This window comes from Sphingobium sp., from assembly GCF_035511395.1.
In the GTDB taxonomy this organism is placed as follows: Bacteria; Pseudomonadota; Alphaproteobacteria; order Sphingomonadales; family Sphingomonadaceae; genus Sphingobium.
Genome location: NZ_DATKFP010000095.1, coordinates 35,060 through 59,256, shown reverse-complemented (window position 1 = coordinate 59,256; position 24,197 = coordinate 35,060). Strand labels below are relative to the sequence as shown.

At 59.4% G+C, this 24,197-nt stretch carries 20 protein-coding genes; 9 read left to right on the top strand and 11 right to left on the bottom strand.

Annotation, left to right across the window (positions count from 1 at the left end; translation table 11 throughout):
• The 5 genes from VMR39_RS05975 to VMR39_RS05955 all read right to left on the bottom strand — a co-directional run.
• The coding region (locus VMR39_RS05975; protein WP_325415083.1) for a tetratricopeptide repeat protein at positions 1-1,766 on the bottom strand (1,766 nt) is incomplete at its 3' end.
• Between the two features lie 2 nt (positions 1,767-1,768).
• The gene (gene bcsA, locus VMR39_RS05970) at positions 1,769-6,097 is read right to left on the bottom strand and encodes a UDP-forming cellulose synthase catalytic subunit (protein ID WP_325415082.1); all 4,329 of its coding nucleotides are present in this window, start codon (positions 6,095-6,097) and stop codon (positions 1,769-1,771) included.
• Positions 6,097-6,834: a cellulose synthase operon protein YhjQ/BcsQ gene (locus VMR39_RS05965; protein WP_325415081.1), complete on the bottom strand. Its 738-nt coding sequence runs from the start codon at positions 6,832-6,834 to the stop codon at positions 6,097-6,099. Before VMR39_RS05965 ends, bcsA begins: the two co-directional genes overlap by 1 nt.
• Positions 6,834-7,160 (bottom strand): hypothetical protein, encoded by a 327-nt coding sequence (locus tag VMR39_RS05960; protein ID WP_325415080.1) that lies wholly within the window; start codon positions 7,158-7,160, stop codon positions 6,834-6,836. The genes VMR39_RS05965 and VMR39_RS05960 overlap by 1 nt, the downstream gene beginning before the upstream one ends.
• 539 nt (positions 7,161-7,699) lie before the next feature.
• Positions 7,700-9,262: an alpha/beta fold hydrolase gene (locus tag VMR39_RS05955; protein ID WP_325415079.1), complete on the bottom strand. Its 1,563-nt coding sequence runs from the start codon at positions 9,260-9,262 to the stop codon at positions 7,700-7,702.
• Positions 9,263-9,606: 344 nt separating this feature from the next.
• Here VMR39_RS05955 and VMR39_RS05950 point away from each other — a divergent pair, with 344 nt between their 5' ends.
• The gene (locus VMR39_RS05950) at positions 9,607-9,870 is read left to right on the top strand and encodes a hypothetical protein (protein WP_325415078.1); all 264 of its coding nucleotides are present in this window, start codon (positions 9,607-9,609) and stop codon (positions 9,868-9,870) included.
• A gap of 4 nt (positions 9,871-9,874) precedes the next feature.
• Here VMR39_RS05950 and VMR39_RS05945 read toward each other — a convergent pair whose 3' ends face one another.
• The 4 genes from VMR39_RS05945 to VMR39_RS05930 all read right to left on the bottom strand — a co-directional run bounded on the left by VMR39_RS05945 (position 9,875) and on the right by VMR39_RS05930 (position 14,141).
• Positions 9,875-11,860 (bottom strand): AsmA family protein, encoded by a 1,986-nt coding sequence (locus tag VMR39_RS05945; protein WP_325415077.1) that lies wholly within the window; start codon positions 11,858-11,860, stop codon positions 9,875-9,877.
• Positions 11,861-11,937: 77 nt separating this feature from the next.
• Positions 11,938-12,135, bottom strand: a complete 198-nt coding sequence (locus VMR39_RS05940) for a hypothetical protein (RefSeq protein ID WP_325415076.1) — start codon at positions 12,133-12,135, stop codon at positions 11,938-11,940.
• A gap of 420 nt (positions 12,136-12,555) precedes the next feature.
• Positions 12,556-12,765: a hypothetical protein gene (locus VMR39_RS05935; protein WP_325415075.1), complete on the bottom strand. Its 210-nt coding sequence runs from the start codon at positions 12,763-12,765 to the stop codon at positions 12,556-12,558.
• Between the two features lie 578 nt (positions 12,766-13,343).
• Entirely contained in the window at positions 13,344-14,141 is a 798-nt protein-coding gene (locus VMR39_RS05930) for an N-formylglutamate amidohydrolase (protein ID WP_325415074.1), read from the bottom strand.
• 15 nt (positions 14,142-14,156) lie between these two features.
• Here VMR39_RS05930 and VMR39_RS05925 point away from each other — a divergent pair, with 15 nt between their 5' ends.
• The 5 genes from VMR39_RS05925 (at position 14,157) to VMR39_RS05905 (ending at position 19,421) form a co-directional block, all read left to right on the top strand.
• A complete protein-coding gene (locus VMR39_RS05925; protein ID WP_325415073.1) occupies positions 14,157-15,107 on the top strand; it encodes a transglutaminase family protein in 951 nt (316 codons plus the stop codon).
• A complete protein-coding gene (locus VMR39_RS05920; RefSeq protein ID WP_325415072.1) occupies positions 15,101-15,916 on the top strand; it encodes a transglutaminase family protein in 816 nt (271 codons plus the stop codon). The genes VMR39_RS05925 and VMR39_RS05920 overlap by 7 nt, the downstream gene beginning before the upstream one ends.
• Entirely contained in the window at positions 15,909-17,933 is a 2,025-nt protein-coding gene (locus VMR39_RS05915) for a M3 family metallopeptidase (RefSeq protein WP_325415071.1), read from the top strand. Before VMR39_RS05920 ends, VMR39_RS05915 begins: the two co-directional genes overlap by 8 nt.
• A gap of 401 nt (positions 17,934-18,334) precedes the next feature.
• Entirely contained in the window at positions 18,335-19,186 is an 852-nt protein-coding gene (locus tag VMR39_RS05910) for an SDR family oxidoreductase (protein WP_325415070.1), read from the top strand.
• Positions 19,187-19,280: 94 nt separating this feature from the next.
• Positions 19,281-19,421, top strand: a complete 141-nt coding sequence (locus tag VMR39_RS05905; protein WP_325415069.1) for a hypothetical protein — start codon at positions 19,281-19,283, stop codon at positions 19,419-19,421.
• A gap of 137 nt (positions 19,422-19,558) precedes the next feature.
• Here VMR39_RS05905 and VMR39_RS05900 read toward each other — a convergent pair whose 3' ends face one another.
• Positions 19,559-20,275 carry a Crp/Fnr family transcriptional regulator gene (locus tag VMR39_RS05900; RefSeq protein ID WP_325415085.1) on the bottom strand — a complete coding sequence of 239 codons (717 nt, stop codon included), beginning with the start codon at positions 20,273-20,275 and terminating at the stop codon, positions 19,559-19,561.
• A gap of 216 nt (positions 20,276-20,491) precedes the next feature.
• On the opposite strand from VMR39_RS05900, the gene VMR39_RS05895 reads away from it, so the two are divergent.
• Both VMR39_RS05895 and VMR39_RS05890 read left to right on the top strand, forming a co-directional pair.
• On the top strand, positions 20,492-21,379 hold the full coding sequence (locus VMR39_RS05895) for an iron-containing redox enzyme family protein (RefSeq protein WP_325415084.1): 888 nt from the start codon (positions 20,492-20,494) through the stop codon (positions 21,377-21,379).
• Between the two features lie 4 nt (positions 21,380-21,383).
• Positions 21,384-21,731, top strand: a complete 348-nt coding sequence (locus VMR39_RS05890; RefSeq protein ID WP_325415068.1) for a hypothetical protein — start codon at positions 21,384-21,386, stop codon at positions 21,729-21,731.
• Between the two features lie 294 nt (positions 21,732-22,025).
• Here VMR39_RS05890 and VMR39_RS05885 read toward each other — a convergent pair whose 3' ends face one another.
• Complete coding sequence (locus tag VMR39_RS05885) at positions 22,026-23,345, bottom strand: aromatic ring-hydroxylating dioxygenase subunit alpha (protein WP_325415067.1); 1,320 nt, start codon at positions 23,343-23,345, stop codon at positions 22,026-22,028.
• A 91-nt stretch (positions 23,346-23,436) separates the two neighbouring features.
• On the opposite strand from VMR39_RS05885, the gene VMR39_RS05880 reads away from it, so the two are divergent.
• On the top strand, positions 23,437-24,144 hold the full coding sequence (locus tag VMR39_RS05880; RefSeq protein ID WP_325415066.1) for a TetR/AcrR family transcriptional regulator: 708 nt from the start codon (positions 23,437-23,439) through the stop codon (positions 24,142-24,144).
• Positions 24,145-24,197: the final 53 nt, after the last annotated feature.

Here is a 24,197-nt window from a genome sequence, read left to right as displayed (position 1 = left end):
TAGTCGGCTGGATGTGTCTGTATAGCCTGTTGCGCGACGGCGCGCGCCGTATCGAAGTCCCCCGCCGCTGCTGCCGTGTCGATCAGGCCGACCATGGCGTCGCGATCATTGGGCTCTTGCGCCAGGAGCATCCGGAATGTCTGCGCAGCCTGGGCGTTTAGCCCGCCCGACTGGTAAAGCCGCGCAAGGGTGGAGAGGATCTCGCCATTACCGGGCGCTTCATTCCACGCTGCTTGCAAGATGTCGAAGGCGGGCGCAAACTGCCCCTGTTGCCGCATGCGGTCCGCCTGCGATGCAGCCAGCGTCGCACGAAGATTGCCGAGGCTCCGTTGCGCCTGAACCGACGGCCCGGCCAGACCGGATGCCTTCTGAACCGCACTCATTGCCAGTCCGTCCTGGCCGGTTTTTGCGAGAACCCGTACTGCGGCGTCATACGCATCTGGATCCGTGGCGGGGGCGTCGATCGCCTGCGCTGCCAGCAGGCTCGCGCCGCGGGCGTCACCAAGTTCCAGCATTCCCGATGCAAGCGCACCCATCCGATCGGCTGAAAGACCGCGCACCTCGGACGCCTGGCGCAACATGGCGAGTCCTTGTCCCTGAGCACCGCGCGCTGCCAAGGACTTGGCCTGATCGATCGTGGCGGAGACGCCGAGGCCTGACATGAAGTTGCGCATTTCGGCTGTGCGCTGTCCTTCGGGAATACGCGTCGCGACGGCCTGCGCATCGCCGGTCCGGCCTGCCCGGTCGAGTATCAGGGCAGCGGCATAAAGCGGCTCGGCCTTGTTCGAATAGGCCAGTTGCCGGACCAATGCATCCTGTTCCGCGACGCGGCCCTGCTGCTGAAGAAGGCCCGCAAGATCATAGGCGACCCATGGATCGTCGGGCGAACTGCCCATGGCGCTGCGCAGCAACTGCTCCGCACGGGCGGTGTCGCCGGCGTCGAGCGCTGCGCGTGCCTCGTTACGGGTTGCGCTCGCCTGCGCGGTGGCGGCACCCGTGCCGTCCTTTCCGAGTTTGCGGTAGAGTTCCGCCGCCTCATTATATCGGCCCTGCCGTTCATAGACATTCGCGAGGACCGAAACGGCCGGTCCCTTGTCGCGAAAATCCGACTGGACCAGCCCGGACGCCAGCCGTTCCGCCTGCGCAAGATCACCTGCATCGCGCGCCGTGCGGGCCGCATCCAGATCAGCGTAGAAACGCGCAGAGGCCAACGCTTCGGCCCATTTGCCGACGCCGCCAAGCCGCGACGCCCTGTTCAGCAGATCGCGCGCCTCAGCGAATTGCGACTGGCGCAGACGAACGATACCCATGCCCCCCATCGCGTCGCCGTCGTTGGGATTGCTCGAAAGCGCCGTTCTGAAGCGCGCGGCCGCCGTATCGAGTTGTCCCGCTTCCAGCGCACGGAAGCCCGCCGCCCGCGCGTCACCGCCACGATTGGAACGTGCCGGTCGTGCCGGAGCAGTTGCCGTCGTGTTCGGAGCCGGTGTAGCCGGTCGCACGGCCTGGGGCTTGGCGGCTGCCTGTGCGGTGGGCTTAGCAGGGGTTTGCGGCGCGTTGCCAGCCAGACCGCGCTTCGCTTCGGCATTGGACGGGTCGATCGACAGGACACGATTATAGGCCTGTCGCGCCAGGTCGTTGCGGCCTTTTGATTGCCAGTAGCGGGCCTGCTTGAGCAATGGCGCAACGCCCGGCACCTCGGCCTGGACGGTCATGGGTGCCATGGCGACCGCCAGCAGGGGCAGGCCGAAACAGAGTTGATGCTTCATCGTCATTTCACCGCTTCAAGGCGCTTGGCTTCCTGCCGTTTGAACAGCAGATAGACCGGAGCGGAGATCAGGAAGGCGACCAGAAGACCACCCAATGCGATCAGGATGGGCCTTTGGCTCATCCAGTAGGCGATCTTCATCCAGAACGGCAGCGATCCGACCCAATAGCCGTCGCCGACCGCAAAACTGGCCATGCCTTCGCCATCTACGACGGACAGATCACCCTGGACCTGTGCGTTGATCTTAGTGTCGCTCAGACCATTGACCAATGTCGGCAATGCTTCCGGATCGCTGGCGAGCAGCGCGACGACACTGCGATCGGTGTCGAAGGGCGACTGGAAGCCGACAATACCGCTGAAATTGTCCGATCCGTAGAGAAAGCCTTCGACAGAGGACGGGTCGCTGCGGTCATAAGGCGAGAAGAGGTCGAACACCCGCTCCACGGGCGTCCGTTCCGTCACCCGCAGATGGCCATTCTGATAGAAGACAGGCGCTCCGGAAAAGAGCGACTGTGACTGGGCGATCTGGAGCGGGCCGACGACCAATATGTCCTTGCCCTCCATACGCGACTGTTCGACCGATCGGGTGACGCTGAGGCGGATGGCCGGTGCCCCGGTCGCATCGCCGAACCGCCCCATGACGTTCAGAAACGCCTCGATCGCGCCCGGTGTCGGATCGCCGGGCAGCAGCACGATGGTTTCCGCCATGTCGGGACGCACGGTGAAGGGATAGCCACCGCCGGCGAACGTCGCGAGGTCGGGCATGTGCGCCGCATGATAGGCGTGGGTCAGGTCGATCGCGCTGTCGGGCAGGATCGCGACGCGGACATTGTCGGGCAGCATGCCCTCACACCGCTGCTTCGACTGGACCAGCAGGTTATAGTCGAACACCAGCGAGTTCTGACCGAACAGGTCATAGCGTGGTAGAACCACGTCGGCGCGTGACGTATAGGCCGTCGGCTTTCCGCCGCCGAACCATTTATCCCACCAATGTTCGCCGGTCAGCGGCAGCGTCGTCAAATACTGGCCGTTCATCGACAGGTCGAGCCGGGACTTGGACTTGTCCAGCCAGGGCGCGGAAGGATAGCGATAGCGCAGATCCAGATTCGGCCCCTGGCGCGGCCAGAAGAAGAGGTCCGGAGCGACATGGAAACCGGCGCTGAGCGGGCCGGGCGGCAGGCCGATGCCCTGCAATGAATAACGCTGCACGATCTCGCCCAGACGAACGGGCCGGTCGGTCCGCAGCCAGCGCGGCGCGGAATAGCGTGGATAGGCTGGCAGGCGCACGCCATCCAGTGTTGCGCTCGATCCGCCCAGCACACCGCGCCCGATGGCGAGCGCTGCGGCGGCCTGCTTTAATTCCTTTTCGTCGTTGCCGCTGATGACCAGCAACTGCCCCTCGCTGTCCGAAGGGTTGGCAACGATCGTGACGGCAGGCCCGGATGCCGGAATGGCGATGCCTGCGAACCTCCGACCCGGCGTCATGAACACCACCGCATTGCCGGTCGGGATCTGGCCATAGCTTGGGCGGAAGGAATAACCGCGATAGCTGGCCATAGCGCCGAACCAGCTTGCCGTGCCGGCGGCCGCCTCCAGTTCGCCGTTGGTCGGTTTGCCGGCAAAGACGAAGGGCAGCTTCAACGCGACATTGTCGTTTCGATCGAAGAAAGGCGCCGGCAGTCGGGCGAGATCGGGCCGCAACGGCAGGGACTGCGTCGTCAGGTTGAGCGCCGACCGCAAATTGCTGACATTGGCCCAGAGCGAACTGTGGAAGGGATCCTCGCAATCGCGGGTATAATGGCCGATGAATCGCAGGTTGAGTTGATTGTCCCCCGGCAGGAACAGGGCCGGGTTGATCGGGACATTGACCGTCTGCGTCGTGCCGTCGGACGTCCGCAGCGGCAGGGCAGACACGACCTCGCCATTCAGCAGCACGACGATCTGGCTGAGATCACCCAGAAGGGAAGGCGAAAAGTTGAAGGCCAGCGTCAGCGACGCATTGGTGACGACCTGGTTGCTGCGCAGACCGAAAGGAATGCCATATTCGCCGCGCGTGCCGGCAAGGCGGATCGGATCCTTGACCTGAAGATCCTTGAGCAGCAGGCGCTGCGCCTTGCCGCTCGACGCCGGGATGGTCGCCTGAGCAGTAGGTGCGGCCGCCGGAACGACGGGGGCGGCGGGCGCAGACGTGGAAGCGAGCGCCCCCGCAGCGGCCGCTGTGGCCACGGCTCGCATAGCCTTCTTGCGGCGGCGCGGCAGGCGCCAGATGTCGAGAATGGTAGCAATATCCACGGCGAAAATATCCTTGATGGATTTAAGCCCGGCGACAGGCTCCAAAGGCTTGTCGGGTTGCCAGGCGTCCGCACGCCCCATGACGGCTCGCACCAGATGGCGGGCGTGGACCATATCGAGCGGCTGGAAGCGCATCTTTGCCCGACCTTCGTCCATCCGCACGGTATCGACGGGGATGGTCAACGTTTCATCGCCCATGGGCAGCGATACGTCCGTCACGGCACGGCCGTTGAGGACGAAATTCTCCGGCATCTCGGCGGAAAGGCCGCCGAGGGAGATATCCACCGTCGTCCCATCGACCACATAGCCGTCGTCGAAATAGAGCGTGACGGGCATGCGTGCGGCAATGCGGATGTCCTTGCGAACCTGTCGGCTTTCGCGCGCTACCGAAATGACCGCGATGAGGATGAGCAGGCTGAAGGTCGCCCACGCCGTATTGAGCATCAGCGTATCGAGTTGCACCTCGAACAGATGCGGAAACAGCATCTTGGTGAAGCCGAACGCCACACCGAAGATCAGCAACAGTGCGGTGATGACGTGCGGCCGAACCGTCGTCGCGTCGAAATAGGTCTGGTCCAGCAACCCGCCCTTGTCGGTCACGTTGAACTTGCCCTTGCGCGGATTGAGTAACGTCAGGACTGTCGGCTTCACCAGATGGAAGGCGAGCAAAGTTTCGTAGATTTCACCCCAGAAGGGACGCCGGTCGCCGCCCTGTATACGCTCGCTCGACACGGTCGAAACGAACAGGTGCGGCAAAGCGTAGGCAAAGATCAGCGCGGCCGACGCGTGGATGATGTTCTGCCCCGCGATCAGATAGGCCAGCGGCGAGGTGAGAAACACGATGCGCGGCAGCGGAAACTGGAAATGCAGCATCGCATTCAGGTAACAGAGCCGCTGATGCCAATTGAGGCCGCGTCCGAATAGCGGATTGTCGATCCGCATGATCTGCGTCATGCCACGGGCCCAGCGAATGCGCTGGCCGACATGGAGAACCAGTCGCTCCGTCGCCAGGCCGGCGGACAGGCGGATGCCGATATAGGCGGTGTTCCAGCCCATCCGTTGAAGCTTGAGCGCGGTATGTGCGTCCTCCGTCACCGTCTCGCCGGCAAAGCCGTTGGTCTGCTCCAGCGCTGCGCGACGAATGACGGCGCAGGAACCGCAGAAGAAGGTCGCATTCCAGAGATCATTGCCCTTCTGCACGGCGCCGTAGAACAGGTCGCCTTCACCGGGCAGTTCCTTCACATTGCCCAGATTGCGCTGTACCGGATCGGGCGAATAGAAATGGTGCGGTGTCTGCATCAGCGCCAGCCTGGCGTCCTTCTGGAACCAGCCCACCGTCATTTGCAGGAAGGCGCGCGTGGGAACATGGTCGCAGTCGAAGATCGCGATCAGTTCGCCGTCGGTCCGCTTCATCGCAGCATTGAGATTACCTGCCTTGGCATGAAGATTGTCCGGCCGGGTCAGATAACCGCATCCGGCCTGACGCGCGAAAGCGCGAAATTCGGGCCGCCGGCCATCATCCAATATGTAAACGTGGAAGCGATCCTTGGGATAGTCCATGTCCATCGCCGCGAATACGGTGTTCTGGACGATCGCCATGCTTTCATTATAGGTGGGGATATAGACGTCGATGACTGGCCAGCTTTCCGGATCGCCTTCGATTTCCACGACCGGACGTTCCAGCGGCCAACTGGTCTGCAAAAGGCCCAGGATCAGGATGATCCAGGCATAAAGCTCTGCGAGGTACAGGCCACTGCCCAGCAGGGCCGCGGGGAAGCTGTCAAATTCCAGCGTGTGCGTGGTACGCCAGAACAGATATCGTGTGGAAACCAGCAGCGACAGCAGGCCGATGGCGACGGTTGCCCGCTGGCTGCGCGATCGATTGAACAGCATGACGCCGGCCATGGTGGTCAGCGCGAAGAGCCATTGCGATCCGAGGTCCAGTGGAACGGTGACGACGACGATTGCCACGGACAGCACGAAGAGACCCACCGCAAGGCTCAGCAGACCCTGCGGCGTGAGATATTTGCGGTCGGCCATTACACCTCTCCTATGCTCTTGGCTTCGACCGCTTCGGGAAGACGTGTCAGACCGATCCGCTCTTCCACCCTGGCGGCAAAGTGACGCAGATCCTGCAAGGCAGCGCTTGTCGACGCATATTTGGGAAGCGGTTCGAACCGCGCCAGCGCTTCGTTCACGGCCTCGTCGCGGCGGATGGTCGCCAGCAGCTGATCGCCGAACAGGTCACGGATGAAGCTGTGGCTGTGCCGGGACAGGCGCTGCCTGTCATCCAGTTGGTTGAGGACGAACACCGTCCGCTCCAGCTTCATCGTCGGCACGGTCGGATTCAGCTTGTTCAGCGTTGCCAGCGATGCGGCCGTCGGCAATAGCGGGCAGATATGCAGCGCGCAGTGCGGCATCAGCATATCGATCAAATGCCTGTCTTCCGACGCGACATCCACGATCCAGACATGCTCCCGGTCGAACAATTTTTCGAGCGCCCGTACGGCATCCGTCCGCGTGGCAAGAGCGCGCGTGAACGTATACCCCTGCAAAAGCTTGACTCCGAATCCGACCAGCGCTTCGTCATCTACAGAATTCACCTCCGGCACGGCCTGAGTTGGGGTAAAGCCGAAATGCATCTTGAGTGAATTCTGGTAAGTGCAATCGAGGGCGTTGACCTCATACCCCTTACTGGCGAGATGAAGGGAAAGCTGGGCGGCAAGAAATGTCGAGCCGACGCCGCCTTTTGGCGACTGGACCATGATAAGGGCCATCAGTCCTTCTCCGAAAAGCGTTTGAAGAAGGTACCCAGATCAACGTCCTTGGCCCGTGGCCGCCCAGGCGCACCATATTGCCCGAAGATATGATTCGAGACTGTCGGTGCCTCTGTGGTGACTGGCTGCGTAAGACCGTCTGTGGCGGCCAAACCGCCTTGCGAAGACGAAACAGCGACAGGAATTTCACCAACAATCGCAGAATCGCGTAGAACCGCTTCAAATATCGGCCATAATTCTGTCTCGGAAAACGAGTCATCGAACATCTTGTAGCTGAAATCGTTACGATTCAGCTTTTCCAACAACTTACGAGCATCACGACGCATAAGCCCCCCGGCGTTAGCGATAGATTCTCCTCTCCTTTTCGTCCGAATCACTAAATGATTTTTATAATAAGTACATAGAGATGCGATAAAGCGTTATTATTAACATAAATCAAATGCATGTAGGATGCGTCTCAACTGGCTGATTTTCGTGTTTTAATACAAATCGGGAGGAGAGTATTTTGCCGGTCCTTTCCATGGAACCGGAGCTCCGAGAAGATGGAAGCAGAGGCAGTCCAAGCCCGGTCGAGTCATCACGATATATTGGTGGAATGAAAAAAAATCTGAATATATTACAGAAAAAAGAGGTCTTATGAGCGTTGAAATTTCAGCTCGTTTGCCGTGGCAACCCTCATTGCGCCGGCCACGTTAACACGCTCGTTGGTTATGCCTTGGCTCAGGTGATCAACGTCCTTTACATCGATCCCCTTATACAGATATTCGGAACGGATCATGATCCGCACTTGCTGATAGCTTAGCTCACTATGGGATCCCTCGACGAACATCCGGCAGCCAATATTTGACGACCCGGCGAACAGCCGTCAGTCCAGGAACGATTTTATCGCTTCTGAAGCCTTCGGCCAAGCAGGCTCATGTTCAAGAAGAAGATGATTGCGACTTTCCAGTTGAACGAATCGCGCGTCGGGAATTGTCGCGGCCAATGTCCTGCCACAGGCGAACGGCACAACGGCGTCCAAGTTACTGTGAAGGACCAGTGTTGGTGCGCGCACCTGGTCCAGATAGCCCCGCACATCGACCATGCCAAAGGCTAGCTGGAGCCGGACGGCGTTCTCTGGTGAAGCCGAAACGCGTTGGAGTTCGTTGAACCATTCCACTTCGGCCGGCAGCGCATCGGGGAAGAACAAAGAAGAAAAGAGCTGACGAAAGGCGGGGTTATTTCGTCCCCATCCTGTTCGAGTCAGGGTGATCATGGCTTCGCGCGTTTCGATTTCCTCACTTGAACCCCGTATTTTCCAGCCGCTCGCGTAACCGCCATATAAGATCAGCTTGCGCACCCGTTGGGGATTGCGGACGGCATATGCGATGGCCACACTGCATCCCTGCGAAATGCCAAGAAGGTCGAAACGATCGAGATGGGCTGCGTCGACGACGCACGCCAGATCGTCGACAAAAGCCTCAAAACTGATTTCCGCTGTATCCCAGTCGGACAGGCCGTTTCCCCGTTCGTCATAGCGGATCAGCTTGCGATATGCGCCGAAATGCCTGATCCAATGGCGCCATACTGGGCTGTCCCAATCATGTTCGAGATGATTGAGCCAATTGGCGGTCTTTACCAATGGCGGCCCATCACCCAACACGGAATAGGCAAGGCCAGTGCCATCCCGAGCCGTGCAGAAGCGTATCTGCTGCAAGGGCAAGTCACACTCGCCCTCTGATAGCGCAAGCTGGCCTGCCTGTTTACGTTGGGGCAGGTCGAACACGGCCGGCGGATTTAATCCTTCCATCGTACGACGCGCGGCCGCACGCTGTTCGTCCGCCTCATTACGTCGACCGGCACGTTCTAGCCGGTCGATCAGACTCGTCCATGCAATGGGATCATAGGGATCGAGTTTGCACCAGCGGCGAGCGAATGCCAGCGCTCGCGGTTCGGCAAGGTCGCGCCCCACCAGTTCACGCAGCAGCACAACTTGCGACCGTCGCGAATCCTCGCGCATGGCGATCAGCCAGCCGTGAAAGGTTTCGCAATCGGGAAGGTCCAACCCTTCCATGAACTCGCCTTCTGCAAGGGCTTCGGTCATTGTCTCCACCGACTGGTTGGGTACATCGCTCGCCGCCAGGTCACGCAGGACAAACCAGTCGACCTGAAGTTCGGAGCAATTCAGACGGACGCTATCGCGGTCGGCCTCCAGCCGGCATCGACCCTGCTCATCGACCAGTGGGCGTAGTTTCGAGAGGCTCCAGCGCAATGCACCTCGCGGATCGTCGGGTACTTCCCAGAATAGACTGGTTAATTGCTCGCGTCGCACCGGCTTGTCCATTGCAGCGAGATAGCCAAGCAGCGCGCGCGTTTTGCGCGACGCTGGGAGCTGCACGACCGCCGCATCCCGCCTGAGCGTGATCGGCCCCAACAAGTTGAGGTTCAATTCCTGATGCTCTGACCTTGTCACCGGGGAAATTTACCATAAGCGAATTTCCACGCCAATTTCCACGCGCAGTTCCACCGCTGCTTCCACGATGAACCGTCAGAAGCAGTGCACCGGCCCAACGGGGGCCTTGCAATACAGGGAATGATAACATGAAGACCACGCATAAAGGAGCATTATGGGCACTCACCATCCTCGGCCTGACGCTAATGAGCAGTTCGCTGACCATCGCCTCGGCAGTCGCACCTTTCGCGCTCGCCTGACCAGCGTCAGCGGATTTTCGAAAGGAACAACATGCATACCTACTTCGGTGGCTTGAACATGTAAGCCATAGCCTCGGCCACATGGCTGTTCTTCAAGAGCTTCGACCGGTTCTCGCGCATCCATTTTTCAGACCGGCTACCAGCGGTGTGCTGAGTTCGACAGAAGGCAAAACACTCATGGACCCATCTGCCGTTGGTGGCGATGCCGGTATGAAAGCGTCACCAACGGCACCGATTGCGCCAGTAGCCGGCATTGTGCAGGGTGATGACGGTGATGATCGGACCGTCATGACCAACACATCGGAGAATATCGCGATATCGGTCACAGCCGCTCTGACCCACTGACTGTTCAGGGCAACGACGTTTGCGCACGAAATATTTGCCGCTCCATCGCTGCGCAATCGACAGTGGGAGGTGCGTTTTGTTCACCCTGATTGCGCTTTTTCGCAAGCCCGAGCGCGCTGCCGATCGATTTGCCGACGGCCTTGAGGATGGAGCCGGCGCCGACCTTGTTGCCCGGAGGATCGCCGGCGGCGCTCAGTGTTGGTGCAGAGAAACTGCCGCTTACCAAAATCGGATCGACAAGGCGAAGGCGGCTGGGATCCCTTGAACGACCTGTGATGGTGAGCGCGATGCGTTCTGTTGCGAGTGACATGCTCCCTTGGCCGATGCCCGATGATATCTGCGTATCCACCAAAAAAGGGGATGGGGTAAGGATGCCGCCCCTCGCCACGAAGTCGATGGCGAGGCAGCGCAACGGCACCTCAGCTTCCTTGTCGCGCAGCGCAGCGCCGATTGCCTTGCCAAGATCCTGCCCTAGTACGGCCGCCAATGTGCGTTTAACATGTCCGTTTCGCACCACCATTCCGGCGTGACCATCAGATTTGGCGAGTGCTTCCCTAATTGTGTCTCCTTCACCCGACAAGGCGACCCGGCCGCCAAGCGGCCCGGATGCCCCCTCGGTTCCGATAAGGGTTTCAAGACGACCATTTGTAAAGACAAGGTCCATCGCGAAATGCGGCTTGGCGATGCCGCCGCGCTGGTCGATACGGGCACTGCCAGTCATCCGTCCGCTCGCCATGTTCGCTCGGATGTTTTCAATAGTGAGCAGTTTACCTGTTAAGCGGATTGTGCCGGCCAGCGACCGGAACACCGAATTTGTAAGCAAGAGGCGATCCGCGCGAAAGTGGATTGTACCATCGGTCGGCCCTACCTTGGATATATTGATACGTGTGCCGGGGAGAATCCGCGGGCCGATCTTTGCTTCGATCGCATCGGCCTGGGCTTTGCCCTGTGCATCGGATAGGTCATCGAAATCGAACGCGCTGAAATGTACATCTGCATTGATCTTGGTGCGTCCTTCGCGTTTGCGTATATCGGCTTTCGCAATAAGCGGAGAGCGACCGATACGCCCTGTCATGCGCTCGACGAGCCAATTCTGCCCAGCATGGCGGACCTTGGCGCGCAAATCAATTGGTGCGGTACCGAACAGGCCTGCTTCGATGACATCGTCAAGATATTTGAGGTTTGGCGACCTTGCATGGATGTCGAGCGTCATTGACCGCAGGTTGAGCGGCCCGCGCGTTCTACCCGAAGCAGTGAGATCTAGCAGAGGCGAATGGAGGCTTAATGCTAGCGGATAGTCGGCATCAGGCTTGCTCCCCGCAATTCTCCCGCCTCTCACTACCAGATGGGCGGCCGCATCATGAAAGCGCCCGATTGCGTCGACGCGGAAGCCGTTTCGGTCCGAAATGAGGGTACCGGCGACCGCTAGGGCACGCTTTGAATCCCTTAGCGATATGTGGCCGTCGGGAACGAGCAGGGTCTTGAGGTCAGTGCCTTCCTTGTCGCTGCCTTGGCGATTTTTGTTTCCTTTCCAATTCGCCCGGCCGGATGCATCGCGCACCAGTGCAAGCGATAGCCCACGAACTAAGACGCTGTCCGGCCGTCCGCCGCTGCCGGTGATGAGCGACAGGATCGAGATACGGACTTCCACCGATCGGGCCTGAACCATATCACCGGTGCCTGCCCATCGCGGTTGCCGGATCTTCAGATCCCGGATCAGAATCGTTGGCGTGAATGAGAAAGCCTCGCGCCGTTCGATAGAGCCTATAGAAACATCGGTTGTGAGCCGAGAGCCGATGTGACGGGCTATCCTGTCCTTGAAGATCGCGACAGGAAATGTCGCAAGGACGACAAGGCACGTCAGTGCCGCCAGGCATAGCCCAATCAAGACTGCCGCGGTCGGCCGCGTGCGCGCCCCTCTCGTCATTATTACCATGGCGCGCCAACGCGCAGGCGGTCTGGCAGGTCCATGCTTCCAAAATTCGGCCATGGATATTGCTTCGTGGAGCCAGAGAAGCCCGTCACCCTACTCCCCGGACGAAGCTGGAGCACGCCATCGCAATTGGTTCAGGGCCGCCCGCTATAAGATGGTCCGGTATGTTCGGTCGCAACATTGTTGCCAGTAGCTTGGTCCTGCTCCAGTTCCTCGCCGTGCCAGACATTTCTGGCTACAAATATGACGATGAAGAGGGCGAGGACGATGCCGCAGATCAGTGCGGCGGCCGTTCCCAGCCGGCGCGGCGACGGCTTCTCGTCGGAAGCCATTATCGTGACCCATCCAACATAACTTTGCTTTCCTCCTCACTGTCCCAATACCGCTATCGTACGCCCTAACGCATGAATGAGAATTTGGGGTCACACTGCGGCAAAGTGCAGACGAGGTTGAGGGAGACCGTTCGGTGAAGGTTGACGCCGCAAGCGGCATCGCACTTGCGGCAGGATTCCATTAAACTCGGATAAAATTGCGAGAAGGGGCGCTTCCAGCATGTGAAGTATCATCGAAATTGGGAGCGATGGCGTGCATGAGCGAGTGCCGCCGACGCTGTGCTTTCATTAATGTTCGATCCCATCGCCGACACGGGCACCGCCGGCCGATGTCAACCAAGAAGAAGTGCGGTTGACGTATGAAATGATGAAGCTGCAATTGCGGTCGATAGGAGAGGGCAGCGCTGATCGAGGAAGATGTCAGGACCGTTCCTGAAATTTGCGCCACCAGGGCATTTCGCCGCGCAAATGGCCTTCATCGCCCGCGAAATGATCCATGATCTCCTGCATATGGTCGGCGCAAGCTCGCACCAAAATCCAGCTCGGATCGCCTATATTCTGGGTAGCAAGATCGCGAAGGAGCGAAATCTCGCCAGCCATAAGTGTCAGCACTTCGACGTTATCACGCATTTGTGATTCATGACCTTTCCTGGCTCCTCTCAGTCCATTCAACTCGACGGCACAGAGAAATATCCGTGATGGCTTTCAGAGCGGCGCGTGCAAAATGGGGATCATTTACCCCGTACATCCATTTTTCGGAAAAGGAGCTGTGGGATGCAGCAGATGCATTGACCGGGGAAATTGACGATCGTTCGGCATGGACAGAGAGAGCAATGTAGCGCGTGATGCCGCTATGGAGGCCAATGTCGATCGGATGGACTTGTCCCAAATAGATGCCGACGTGCGAAGTGGAAACCGATCCTTCAGCGGTTGCGCTCGACACGGCTTCTCGATGGAATGCAGTCGTTCTCAAGAGGGAGAATAGTTATCTGGCGCTGCCGCATGGAGGCTGCCTTGTCTACAACGGCGGTTGTGTCGAGCCGGGATCTGGCGGGTCTGACGACGTGTTAGCCGGAAACAGATACGTCGCCTTGCGGGCTCGCAAATCGGGCAGACAAGAGGTCGCTCCATACGGAAAATCCCACCAAGCGAAAATGTGGTGTGCGCAATGGAGTAATCATTCGATTTCATATCGCTAAAATAAACATTTATGAGCTTTTCTCTCCGGCCGAATATAAGAGGGCATGAGCAGTTTCTGCGACCTTTTGGATTTGGGCCGCCCAGCGATTCTGCCCGGCTCTATCGCTGATGAGGTCCTGCCTCACTTCGAGCTCAGCATATGGAAGATGAATCGGAAATGCATGGAAGGGAATTGTATAGTCGGTCGCATCCATCCGGTAGGGGAGGTTGTTACCCACACAGGGCGTTATGTCTTCTTCGAAAAGCCGCAGCATTGTTCTGGCGAAATCGGTTTGCCCCAGCCAATGTAAAATTCCCACGTCCCAAGGACGAGAATAGCCATCAAGGACGGGCGTAAAGCTGTGGAGCGCGAGGAGTATCGTGGCGCGCCCATCAGCCAGCCTGCGGTTGATCTCCGCGCTGATTACTTGATGATACGGGGAATGAATATAACGCAATCGAGCCTCATGAGCCTCGTCGTTCAAATCCTCATTCCCCGCTATTCGGCTGCCATCTGAAACGGCTGGCACGGCGTCCCCGCGCGTTGGATCGCGATTGCAGTCAATGACGAGACGCGAATAAGGTTGATGGATAAAAGGGGCATCGAGCAGGTGCGCCAGCGCTCGTCCCAAACCCCGTACGCCGATATCGACTGCGATGTGCCGTGTCCGGTCGATCTCGGAAAGGCCCAAATTTCCCAGGGTCGCGGGGATAGCCGATCCGGCATGGTCCCCTATCAGCAGGAACGGCGAGCGGCCTTCCGCGTTATCGATTACGAACGGCGCCGGATCGTCCGGCCCCAATAAGTTCGCTGCCTCTCCGGCCATCGGGATCATCCTTTCATGCCGCTGCTGACGATCCATCACGTCACGACCTATCACTACCAGCAGCCAGTGTCGCTCGGCGAGCATCGCATCATGATGCGCCCGCGCGAGGCTTTCGACCAACGACTGCTGTCCGCTCGGCTCGACATCGATCCCGAACCCGGCGAACTGCGCTGGCTGCACGATGTGTTTGGAAACTCCGTAGCCATCGCCTTGTTCAAAAAAAGCGCCTCGCACCTGGTCGTCACCAGTGAGGCGACGCTTGAACATGCGCCGCTGGCGCAACAGCAGGTCGATGTAGAACCCTATGCTCGGCTCTTCCCCTTCACCTATTCGTCGGAGGACATGCCTGACCTGCTACGGTCGATCGAGCGGCAATATCTGGACCCGGAACGGGTGATCGACAATTGGGCGCGGAACTTTATCAGCAATGACGGCTCCACGGGCACGGTCGACCTGTTGACGCGGATCGCGACCGGCATCCAGCGCGACTTCACCTATGTTTCGCGGCATGAGAAAGGCACCCAGTCGCCGATCGAGACACTGCACAGGCGGCAGGGCACCTGTCGCGATTTCGCTGTGCTGATGATCGAGGCGGTGCGAGCGCTGGGCTTTGCCGCGCGCTTTGTGTCGGGCTATGTCTATAACCCCTCGCGGCGCGAAGGCGTAGTCGGCGGCGGCAACACACATGCCTGGGTGCGCATCTTCCTGCCCGGATCGGGGTGGGTCGAATTTGATCCAACCAATGGCATCATTGGCAATCGCGGCCTCATTCGTGTGGCGATCGCGCGGGATCCCTATCAGGCCTTGCCGCTGTCGGGCACCTGGTTCGGCCTGCCCGCCAGCTTCCTTGGCATGGAAGTGAGCGTCGACGTGCAACGCGCTGATCCGGACCAGTTTCCTATCATAGGCCATGGCGCCATCAACAGCCGCATCGGCGGCGTTTCAGGAAAGACCACCATATGTTGATCCGCTGCGGTTATGATATCGAATTCTGCGCCGAAAAAAGAACGGCGATGATGGCGATGCTGAGCCTGCATCCGTCACGCCATCAGGATTTGCGCACGCCCCAGCGACTGATGGCCAGCCCCGACATCCCGCTTTATCATTTCGAGGACGGGTTCGGAAATGTAGCGACCCGGCTGACCATTCCGCCCGGCAATGTCATTCTGTCCTGTGACTTCGTGATCGAGGATAGTGGCGAACCGGACCGGCGTGCGCCCGATAGCCCGCAGATGGCTGTGGAGGAACTGCCTGACGCGGTAATGCCTTTCCTGCTTGGCAGCCGCTATTGCGAGACTGACCGGCTGATGGACGTCGCCTGGGCCAATTTCAGTCATCTGGCCACTGCGCGCGACCGGGTGGATGCGATCGTTGACTTTGTCCACGATCATATCGAGTTTGGCTATCATCATGCCCGGTCTGACAAGACCGCCTGGAACGGCTATCAGGAACGGCAGGGCGTGTGCCGGGATTTCGCCCATCTTGCCATTACCCTCTGTCGCTGCATGAACATTCCCGCGCGCTACTGCACCGGCTATCTGGGTGATATCGGCGTGCCTCCGGTGGACGCGCCGATGGATTTCAGCGCCTGGTTCGACGTCTATATAGATGGCGAATGGTACACCCATGACGCTAGGCACAACCAGCCGCGGATTGGTCGCATTCTGATGGCGCGCGGCCGCGATGCTACCGATGTTGCCTTGACGACCGCCTTTGGCAAAGCAAATCTGGTGCGGTTCCAGGTCCATACCGACGAGGTTGCCTCCCTTGACTGATCCGCTCGCGAACCCGTTGCTGCAACCTTGGGATGGGCCACTTGGCGCGCCGCCCTTCGCGCAGGTGCAGGAGGAGGATTTTCTGCCGGCGCTGACGACTGCGATTAGCTGGCACCAGGCGGAGATTGCATCGATCGCCGGGCAGGATGTGTCCGCGACTTTCGACAACACGATAGCAGCGCTGGAGCGGTCGGGTGCGGCGCTGGCCCGACTGCGGCGGTTGTTCTGGACGCTGTCATCTGCGCAGGGAACGTCGGGCATCCGGGCGATTGAGGGGGACATGTCGGCGTTGCTCAGCGCCCATTCGGTCGCGATCAGCCACAATGCAGTGCTGGCCGCGCGCATCTTCGCGGTGCATGCCGCCCGGCATGAGAGCGGCCTTACCCCGGAACAAATCCGGCTGGTGGAAAGCAGCCATGCCGGCTTTCTGCGGGGCGGCGCTGCGCTGCCGCCGACCGACAAGGAACGTTTCGCCGCCATCGACGCGCGATTGTCGGCTTTGTCGGTGCAATTTGGGCAGAATGTGCTAGCCGCCACGGCAGCTTGTGTACTGGATTTGGGATCGGAGGATCTGGTAGGATTGCCTCCCGCTATGTGTGACGCTGCGGCGGCGCGTGCCGCGGCGAGAGGGCATGTTGGCCGCTATCATGTCACGCTCGACCGCACCGATTATGAGGGCTTCCTTACCTTTTCGCAGCGACGCGACCTGCGCGAGATGCTTTGGCGGGCCTTCACCGACCGCTGCGACGGCGGGGCGTACGACAATTGGCCGATCATCGCCGAAACGCTGGCGCTGCGGCAGGAACGGGCGGTGCTGCTTGGCTATGCCGACCACGCCCATTATGCGTTGGAAGATAGTATGGCGCATGATCCTGCAGCAGCGGCAGACTTGATGCGCCAACTCTGGGAACCGGGAAAGCGACGCGCGGCGGAGGAAGCGGCGGAGTTGCAGGCGCTGATCGATGCGGAGGGCGGCGATTTCATCCTCGCGCCGTGGGATTGGCGTTTCTACGCTGAACAGGTACGCCGCGCCCGTTATGCGCTGGACGGCGCGGCAGTGGCGGCGTATCTGCGGCTCGACTCAGTGCGGCAGGCGGCGTTCGATACTGCCGCGCGCCTCTATGGTCTAGTCTTCACCCGGCGTGCCGACATTGCCGGCTATCATCCCGACGTCTCTGCCTGGGAGGTCACGGACAAGGACGGCGGCGCGGTTGGCCTGCTCTTTACCGACTATCTGGCGCGGCCGGAAAAACATGGCGGCGCCTGGATGGGCAGTCTGCGGGTGCAGGAAGCGATGGACGGAGACGTCCGTCCGGTCGTCTATTTGGTCGCCAATTTCGCGGCTGCGCCGCCGCCTGATCGCGGTGCGACCCGCCTGTCGATCGACGAGGCGCGTACCCTGTTCCATGAGTTCGGCCATGCACTGCACGGCTTGCTATCCCGCGTTACCTATCCCAGCCAGTCAGGCACAGCGGTCGCGCGCGATTTCGTGGAGTTCCCCAGCAAGTTCATGGAAAACTGGATCGTCAGCCGGGAAGTGCTGGCTGGCTTGGGTGTGCCCGAAGATCTGATCATCGCGATCCGCAAGGCGGAAGCCTATGGCCAGGGTTTTGCCACTGTCGAACTGATCGGCTGTTCACTGGTCGATCTCGCCGTCCACCAGCAGCCGGCGGCGGCGGCGGACCCGCGCGCGTTTGTCGAAGCTGAACTGGGTGGACTAGACTTGCCGCCCGCAGTCGGCTTACGCCACCGCTTCCCTTATTTCACCCATATCTTCGACGGTGGCTATTCTGCCGCCTACTACAGCTATGCCTGGTCCGAGGCACTCGATGCTGATGCGTTTGAGACCTTTGTCGAGAAAGGCGATATTTTCGATCCGCAGCTCGCCGCAAGCTTCCGCGACGAAATTTTGGCCGCAGGCGACAGTCGCGATCCAATGGAGTCTTTTCGCGCCTTTCTGGGGCGCGCGCCCGATGCGGAAGCGCTGATGCGGGCCCGGCATCTGGATAGTGGTTGATCAAAACCGTGTCGTCGGTGGCCACTTCAAAGTCGGATAGATGCCGTAGGGCTTTCCGATCGCGATGATATTCAACGCTTCATTGGGCGTTGCTCGAATAGCACCGATTTTCTTGCGCCAGTATCAGCCCTTCGTTTCACTAGCCCAAACATGTGTGTCGATCGTCTTACTTGGGCGGAGAGAACTCGCCCGGCATAAGACGTCGGGTGATAGTGGCAATGCTCGGTCGTCGCGCCTGTTCCGACGAAAGCTTTGGTCCGGGTCATCCCGCACAGACCCTAATTCGTCCCCCTGACCGACATCAGCCTTTTCACGGAAATCCTGGCCTGGTCGTCATCTGGCCTCAAAGAACAGAACTCTTCTGCGCGGTGAGTGTTGTGTGAGCGAGAAGGAGATATGCGATGGCAGAGCATGATCAGATGATTAACGAAGACCAATTGCCAGGCCATGAGAGCATGCTGGACCCGAAACCGGAGTGGAAGCCCCGCTACAAGGGGTCGGATCGCCTCGCAGGCAAAACTGCGGTCATTACGGGTGCGGATAGCGGGATCGGCCGTGCGGTCGCGGCGTTGTTCGCGCGCGAAGGCGCTGACATTGCGATTGTGTATCTTCTCGAAGATGATGATGCCGCCGAAACCAAGCGCATCGTTGAAGCCGAGGGCCGCAAGGCGATCACAATCCGAGGCGATATCGGGATCAAGGATTTCAGCGAGGAAATCGTGCGCAAGACGCTGAGCGTGTTTGGGCGCATTGACCTGGTCATAAACAATGCCGGTGAGCAACATCCCGATAAGGACATTGCTGACATCACGGAGGAGCAATTGCGAAGAACCTTCCAGACCAACATCTTCGGCATGTTTTTCCTGGTCCAGGCCGCACGTCCGCATCTCAAATCCGGTGCAGCGATCATCAACTGCACCAGCGTAACCATGTATCAGGGCAGCAAGGAACTGCTTGATTACAGCTCGACCAAGGGCGCAATCACAGCCTTCACCCGTTCCCTGTCGGAAAACCTCGTTGGCGATGGCATTCGCGTAAACGCGGTGGCACCCGGTCCAATTTGGACCCCGCTTAACCCCTGCGGCGGCGCGAGCCCCGACAAGCTCGATCATTTCGGCGAAAACACGCCGATGGGTCGCCCCGGACAACCTAATGAAGTCGCACCTTCTTTCCTGTTCCTGGCTTGCGACGACAGCAGCTACATGTCGGGACAGGTACTTCACCCCAATGGTGGAACGATTATCAACGGATGAGGGATTCAGACATGACCAAATCCTTGAAGCAAGGTGACAAGGTGAACTGGAAGAGCCATGTGGCGAGGCGCATGGCGAAATAGTCAGGAAGTTGATGGAATCCACGACCATAAAGACGTACAAGATTGCCGCGTCCAAGGAAAATCCCCAATATCTGGTTGAAACCAAGGCAAGCGCGCCGTTCACTCCGTGGCCTAACGATCTACAGGTCGCCGGCTTGCTCGAAGGGTTATGACACAGACAGGCTGCGATACATTCTATTGCAACGGCGCCGCGAAAAGCCGCTGGCGGGCTTTCCCGCTATTTTGCCGAACCTCAACGGCCGCTTGAGTCAGCACTTCCCGTTGCGAAGCTCCAGAATTATCTGTTCCGTCAGTTTCGTGCGTCCAGAAATAAATAGGAAGGATCAAATTCACCGAGCTGAGCGAGGCCAATAGGATCCTTTATGTATATGTGATTGCGACTAATTTCCATGAGGCCCCGATCTTTTAGCTCACGTAGCATCCTGTTCATGTGTACGGGCGTGATGCCACAAGCCTCGCCTAGATCCGCCTGTGTCATGGGTAGTTGAAAATGCGCCCCGTCGCTCTGCCCGACAGCGCGCAGTTTCGCTTCGATTTCGCAGAAGAAATGGCTGACGCGCGCGATGGCGTCGAGACGACCGAGTCGAAAAATCCACTCTCGATGCATGGCTGCATCCAATAACGTGCTGAACCAGAGCAATTTGGCCAGGTGCGGGCGCGTGACCATAAGGTTGTCCAGCGCGCTATGTGGCACAAGCGCCACCTTGCAAGGGGTCAATGTGGCAAGATCATGATCGAGATGGCCCAGAGGGAAACCATGAAGGTCGACAAAATCCCCCGCGACATGGACAGCGACAAGTTGCCGCGCGCCTTGCCGGTCGTCCATATAGCGGCACATGAAACCTTCGATCAGATAGGTGCTCATCCTGACAGGATCGTTGCGGGCTATCATCGTCCTGCGTGCAGGCAGGGATCGGATGTCGGACACGGTCATCTCCAGCGCGTCGAGGTCATCGGCCGTCAAACGGTCCCGCCTGCGATTACGGAGCAAATCTGCAAAAACCATCGCGGTGTCCAAGGTTAGAGCCTATCGGCCTGCACGGTCATGGCGTGGAGCCTTTTCAGAAGCAGACAATGAAGATCGTGCATCGGTCGTTCCAGACTGGTTCCAGCGACATATGGATATCAGGCAGCTGAACTTGATCCTTTTTAATGTGATTTTCAGGAACGTGCAGCGGCCTGCGGCATTTTTTTGATATACCCAAAATTGGAAGGCTTATCTGTGGCTACTCAGCTTGAATATGACGGCTCGCAATTCCTTCGACAGGATTTTCAGGAAGAACTGAGCCGTTGGAACCGACGGAGACTGGCGCCGGCCTTTCCTGCGGAAGCGACTGCGTCGCAGTTCGACCGCGATCGTAGCATGTTACGACTGGAGCTTGGCTTTATTGAAGAATTGCGTGGTCAGGTGTCCGGGGAGGCCGCTGAAGCGCCGAGTGATCCCGATGGCTTCATTATTTGGTTCGAGGATTTGAGAGCCAAGGGGCCGGGGCAGCATGATCGGCTTTTCCCATGGCTGGCCGAAGAAGCCGACCGAAATGATCTACGCTGGTTTCTTTCGCAAGAGGCTGCTGGCGAGGCGGGTTTCGACGATTTGGTGGCGATGACGCAGGTAAAGCTGCCGCCACGCGCCAAGCTGGAAATGGCGCGCAATTATTGGGACGAAATGGGTCGCGGTAATGCCAAGGGGATGCACGGTCCCATGCTCGGCCAATTGGTTGACGTTCTCCAACTCGATACGCGGATCGAACATACTGTTTGGGAAAGCCTGGCTTTGGCGAATGCGATGACGGCGATGGCCTCCTCGCGTCATTATGCGTGGCATAGTGTTGGCGCCCTTGGTGTGATCGAACTTACCGCGCCGGATCGATCTGCGTACACCGCCCAAGGTTTGCGACGCATCGGCCTGTCAGGTTCGGAGCGTCGCTATTTCGATCTGCACGCGGTGCTCGACATCAAGCATAGCCGGGATTGGAATGATGAGGCGATCCGCCCGTTGATTGCGGAAGACCCGCGCCGCGCGAAGGCCATGGCAGAAGGCGCGCTCATCCGGCTCCACTGTGGCGCGCGCTGTTTTGAGCGCTATCGCGCTCATTTCGGGTTGGAGTAAGGTGATGGGCCCCCGGATATTGCTGGTGGAGGCCGATCCTGTTGTCGCGGCGGCGATCGCCGACATGCTGGAGCAGGCTGATTATGCCGTGGATGGTCCCTATGCTTCTCTGGTTGACGGGATGGAGGCGCTCGCCCGGCAAATGCCGGCGGGAGCCGTTTTGGACATTCGCCTGGGGCAGGGGGAGGTTGGCCTCCTTGCCGATGATCTCGATCTCTATGGCATTCCTTACTTGTTTTGCTCGGGAGCCTTTTATGACTCCGCAGTCCGAGAGCATCCTGCAGCGCCCCTTATTCCGAAGCCAGCGCTTGAGTTGAGATTGATCCCTACGTTACGGCGGATGCTGCACTGAAGTACCGGCCTGTAAACATCGTTTTCACAAAAAGTGACCGAGGCAATCGACATTGCGGGATGTGCAGGGGCGAAGATCGTCCGCCTCCCCGCTGCACCTTGATCGCCAACACCGGATCGGCTGGCGTCGCGCAGCCTACGTGTCGGTGTCCACTTCATTGCATTGTGGCATCGCAAGCGTGCCGTGTCGGCATAGCTTGCGGTGATGCGGCGGATTGCATGATCGACCTCTCTGCTGTTCCGCCAGTTGGCCCGTTTTCGGCTCGGTCGCGCACGGGCAAAAGCGAAGAAGGTATCAATCGTGGATGCCGCAAACGTCGTTCAACCTCTCATGGAAAGCCTGTACCCGTTTTTCCTGATTAGCGAGAATGCCGCCCCGAAACCCGCGCGAATGGAGGCCTAACTGCTGGCCGATCGCGACCGACATATCCTGGTCGGCCACCTCGCCCAGCGTCTTTTCGCCGAAGACGATATGCTCCCGGTCCGTCGGTTCGAAGGCGGTGGGACCATTGGGACCGACCACCACATCACTGTCGCCGATCTGATGTGCCAAAAACCAGTGATCGAAGATGCAGCGTTCCGGATCGGTCGGATGCGGTTCCGATCGCAGCAACTGGACGCCGTCGGGCCACATGGTGAAGGTGATGTTGGGCCAGAGGGTGAAGTGGAAATAATCCACCATCTCCTCGTCCCCCATCTTCGCATAATGGCTATAGCCCTTTGCATCGCCCAGCGCGCGCTTCTGTCCGATGATGGCCTCGCGTGCGGCCATGGCGTTGTCGCCGTAGTCCGCAGGGTCCAGCTCCCAATATTCCAGCGCCTGCGCCAGCGGCACGTCCAACTGGTTGTGGGTGGGATAGCGGGCAGACGGCTGCAACCCCTTCATCCGCATCATGTTATGGCCGACATCGGCATGGATGCGGAAATCGCAGTCGGTATGATCGTCATTGATGACCGTCGAAATCTGCGGGTGAAGCGTCGGCAGGTGATAGCTTTCGTTGAAATTGTCGCGGATGATCTTCCAGTTGCACGGCACGTCGGAGGTGACGGCATAGACGCGCGTCATTTTCTCCATCTGCCATTGCTCCAGATGGCTGGCGACCGTCTCGCCCAGCCATTCTCGCAGCGGCGGCGCGTCCCTGTCCATGTTGAACCATACGAACCCGCCCCACACCTCGCAGGCGATCTCGGTCAGCCGATGCTTGCCGCAGGGTGATCCGCCGGCAAAATCCTCGGGATCCTGCACATGCGCCAGCATCCCGTCCGGATTGTAGCGCCATCCATGATAGCCGCACACCAGTTGAGGCGCGCCACCGACTTCGGTCCAGGCCAGGCGATAGCCGCGATGCAGGCAGGCATTGTAGAAGGCCCGGACTGATCCGTCCTCCTGCATCAGCATGACCACGGACTCCCGGCCGATATTGTGGGTCAGGAAATCTCCCGGATCGAGCAGGTCGGCCACCATTCCGCCCACATGCCAGACATTGGTCCACACCTTGTCCCACTCGGCATCGGCCCAGCGCTTGGAATAATAGCGTTCGCCCGTAATCGGATCGCCCCGAACCAGCGGGTCATGATCCTCCACTTCGGGGCTTATCAGAGTCTCTATCGTCATTGCCCTCTCCCGGCGATTTTACTTGAACGATCGACTAAATGTTGCGCTCTACTTGTGGAGAGTCAATAACTGGCCCACACAGGATGGCGTAATGGACGGAAACCTATCGCAAGTCACAGGGCGCAAGCGTCGAGCGCCGGCCAAGGTCGATCGCCGCCGTGCGCCTGAAACGGCGACGCGCATACTCGACGCAGCGGAGATGCTCTTCTCGTGGCGCGGTTTCTATGGCGTCAGCCTGCGGGAAATCGCGGCGGAAGCAGGTGTGCAACTGGCGCTGTCGCATTATCATTTCGGATCGAAGGAAAGCTTGTTCGGCGCGGTGATAGAGCGGCGGGCGGAGGAACATGCCGCCGGCATCGCGGCCGCGCTGGCGCAGGCGCTGGAGGCGAGGGGCAGCCGCCGCGACCGCCGCGAAGCGATCATCCGCGCGCTCATCGCACCGATCGCGGAGCGTTCCATGCGGGGCGGCGCGGGATGGAAAAACTATATCCGCCTACTCGCCTTCGTCGCCAACCATCCGCAGGAGGAGGATTATGTCTCTCCCTTCCGTCAGCATTATGACAGCCTGATCCACGATTTCGTTTCGGCACTGTCGGCGCTGCATCCGGAAATGACGCCGCCCGATCTGCAATGGGGATTCTTCTTCTACCAGGCGGCGACCACGCATATATTGGTCGAAAGCGGCATGCTGGACCGCCAGTCCGGCGGTCTTATCCGGTCCGGCGATCTCGACGCCATCGTCGATCGCATGGTGCCCTTCTTTGCCGCTGGCTTTTTGGGGCTGGGCGCCCACGACTGACCTTCCGCGACTGACCTCTCACAAAACCGAGTTCGGGATGACGCTTCAAAGCT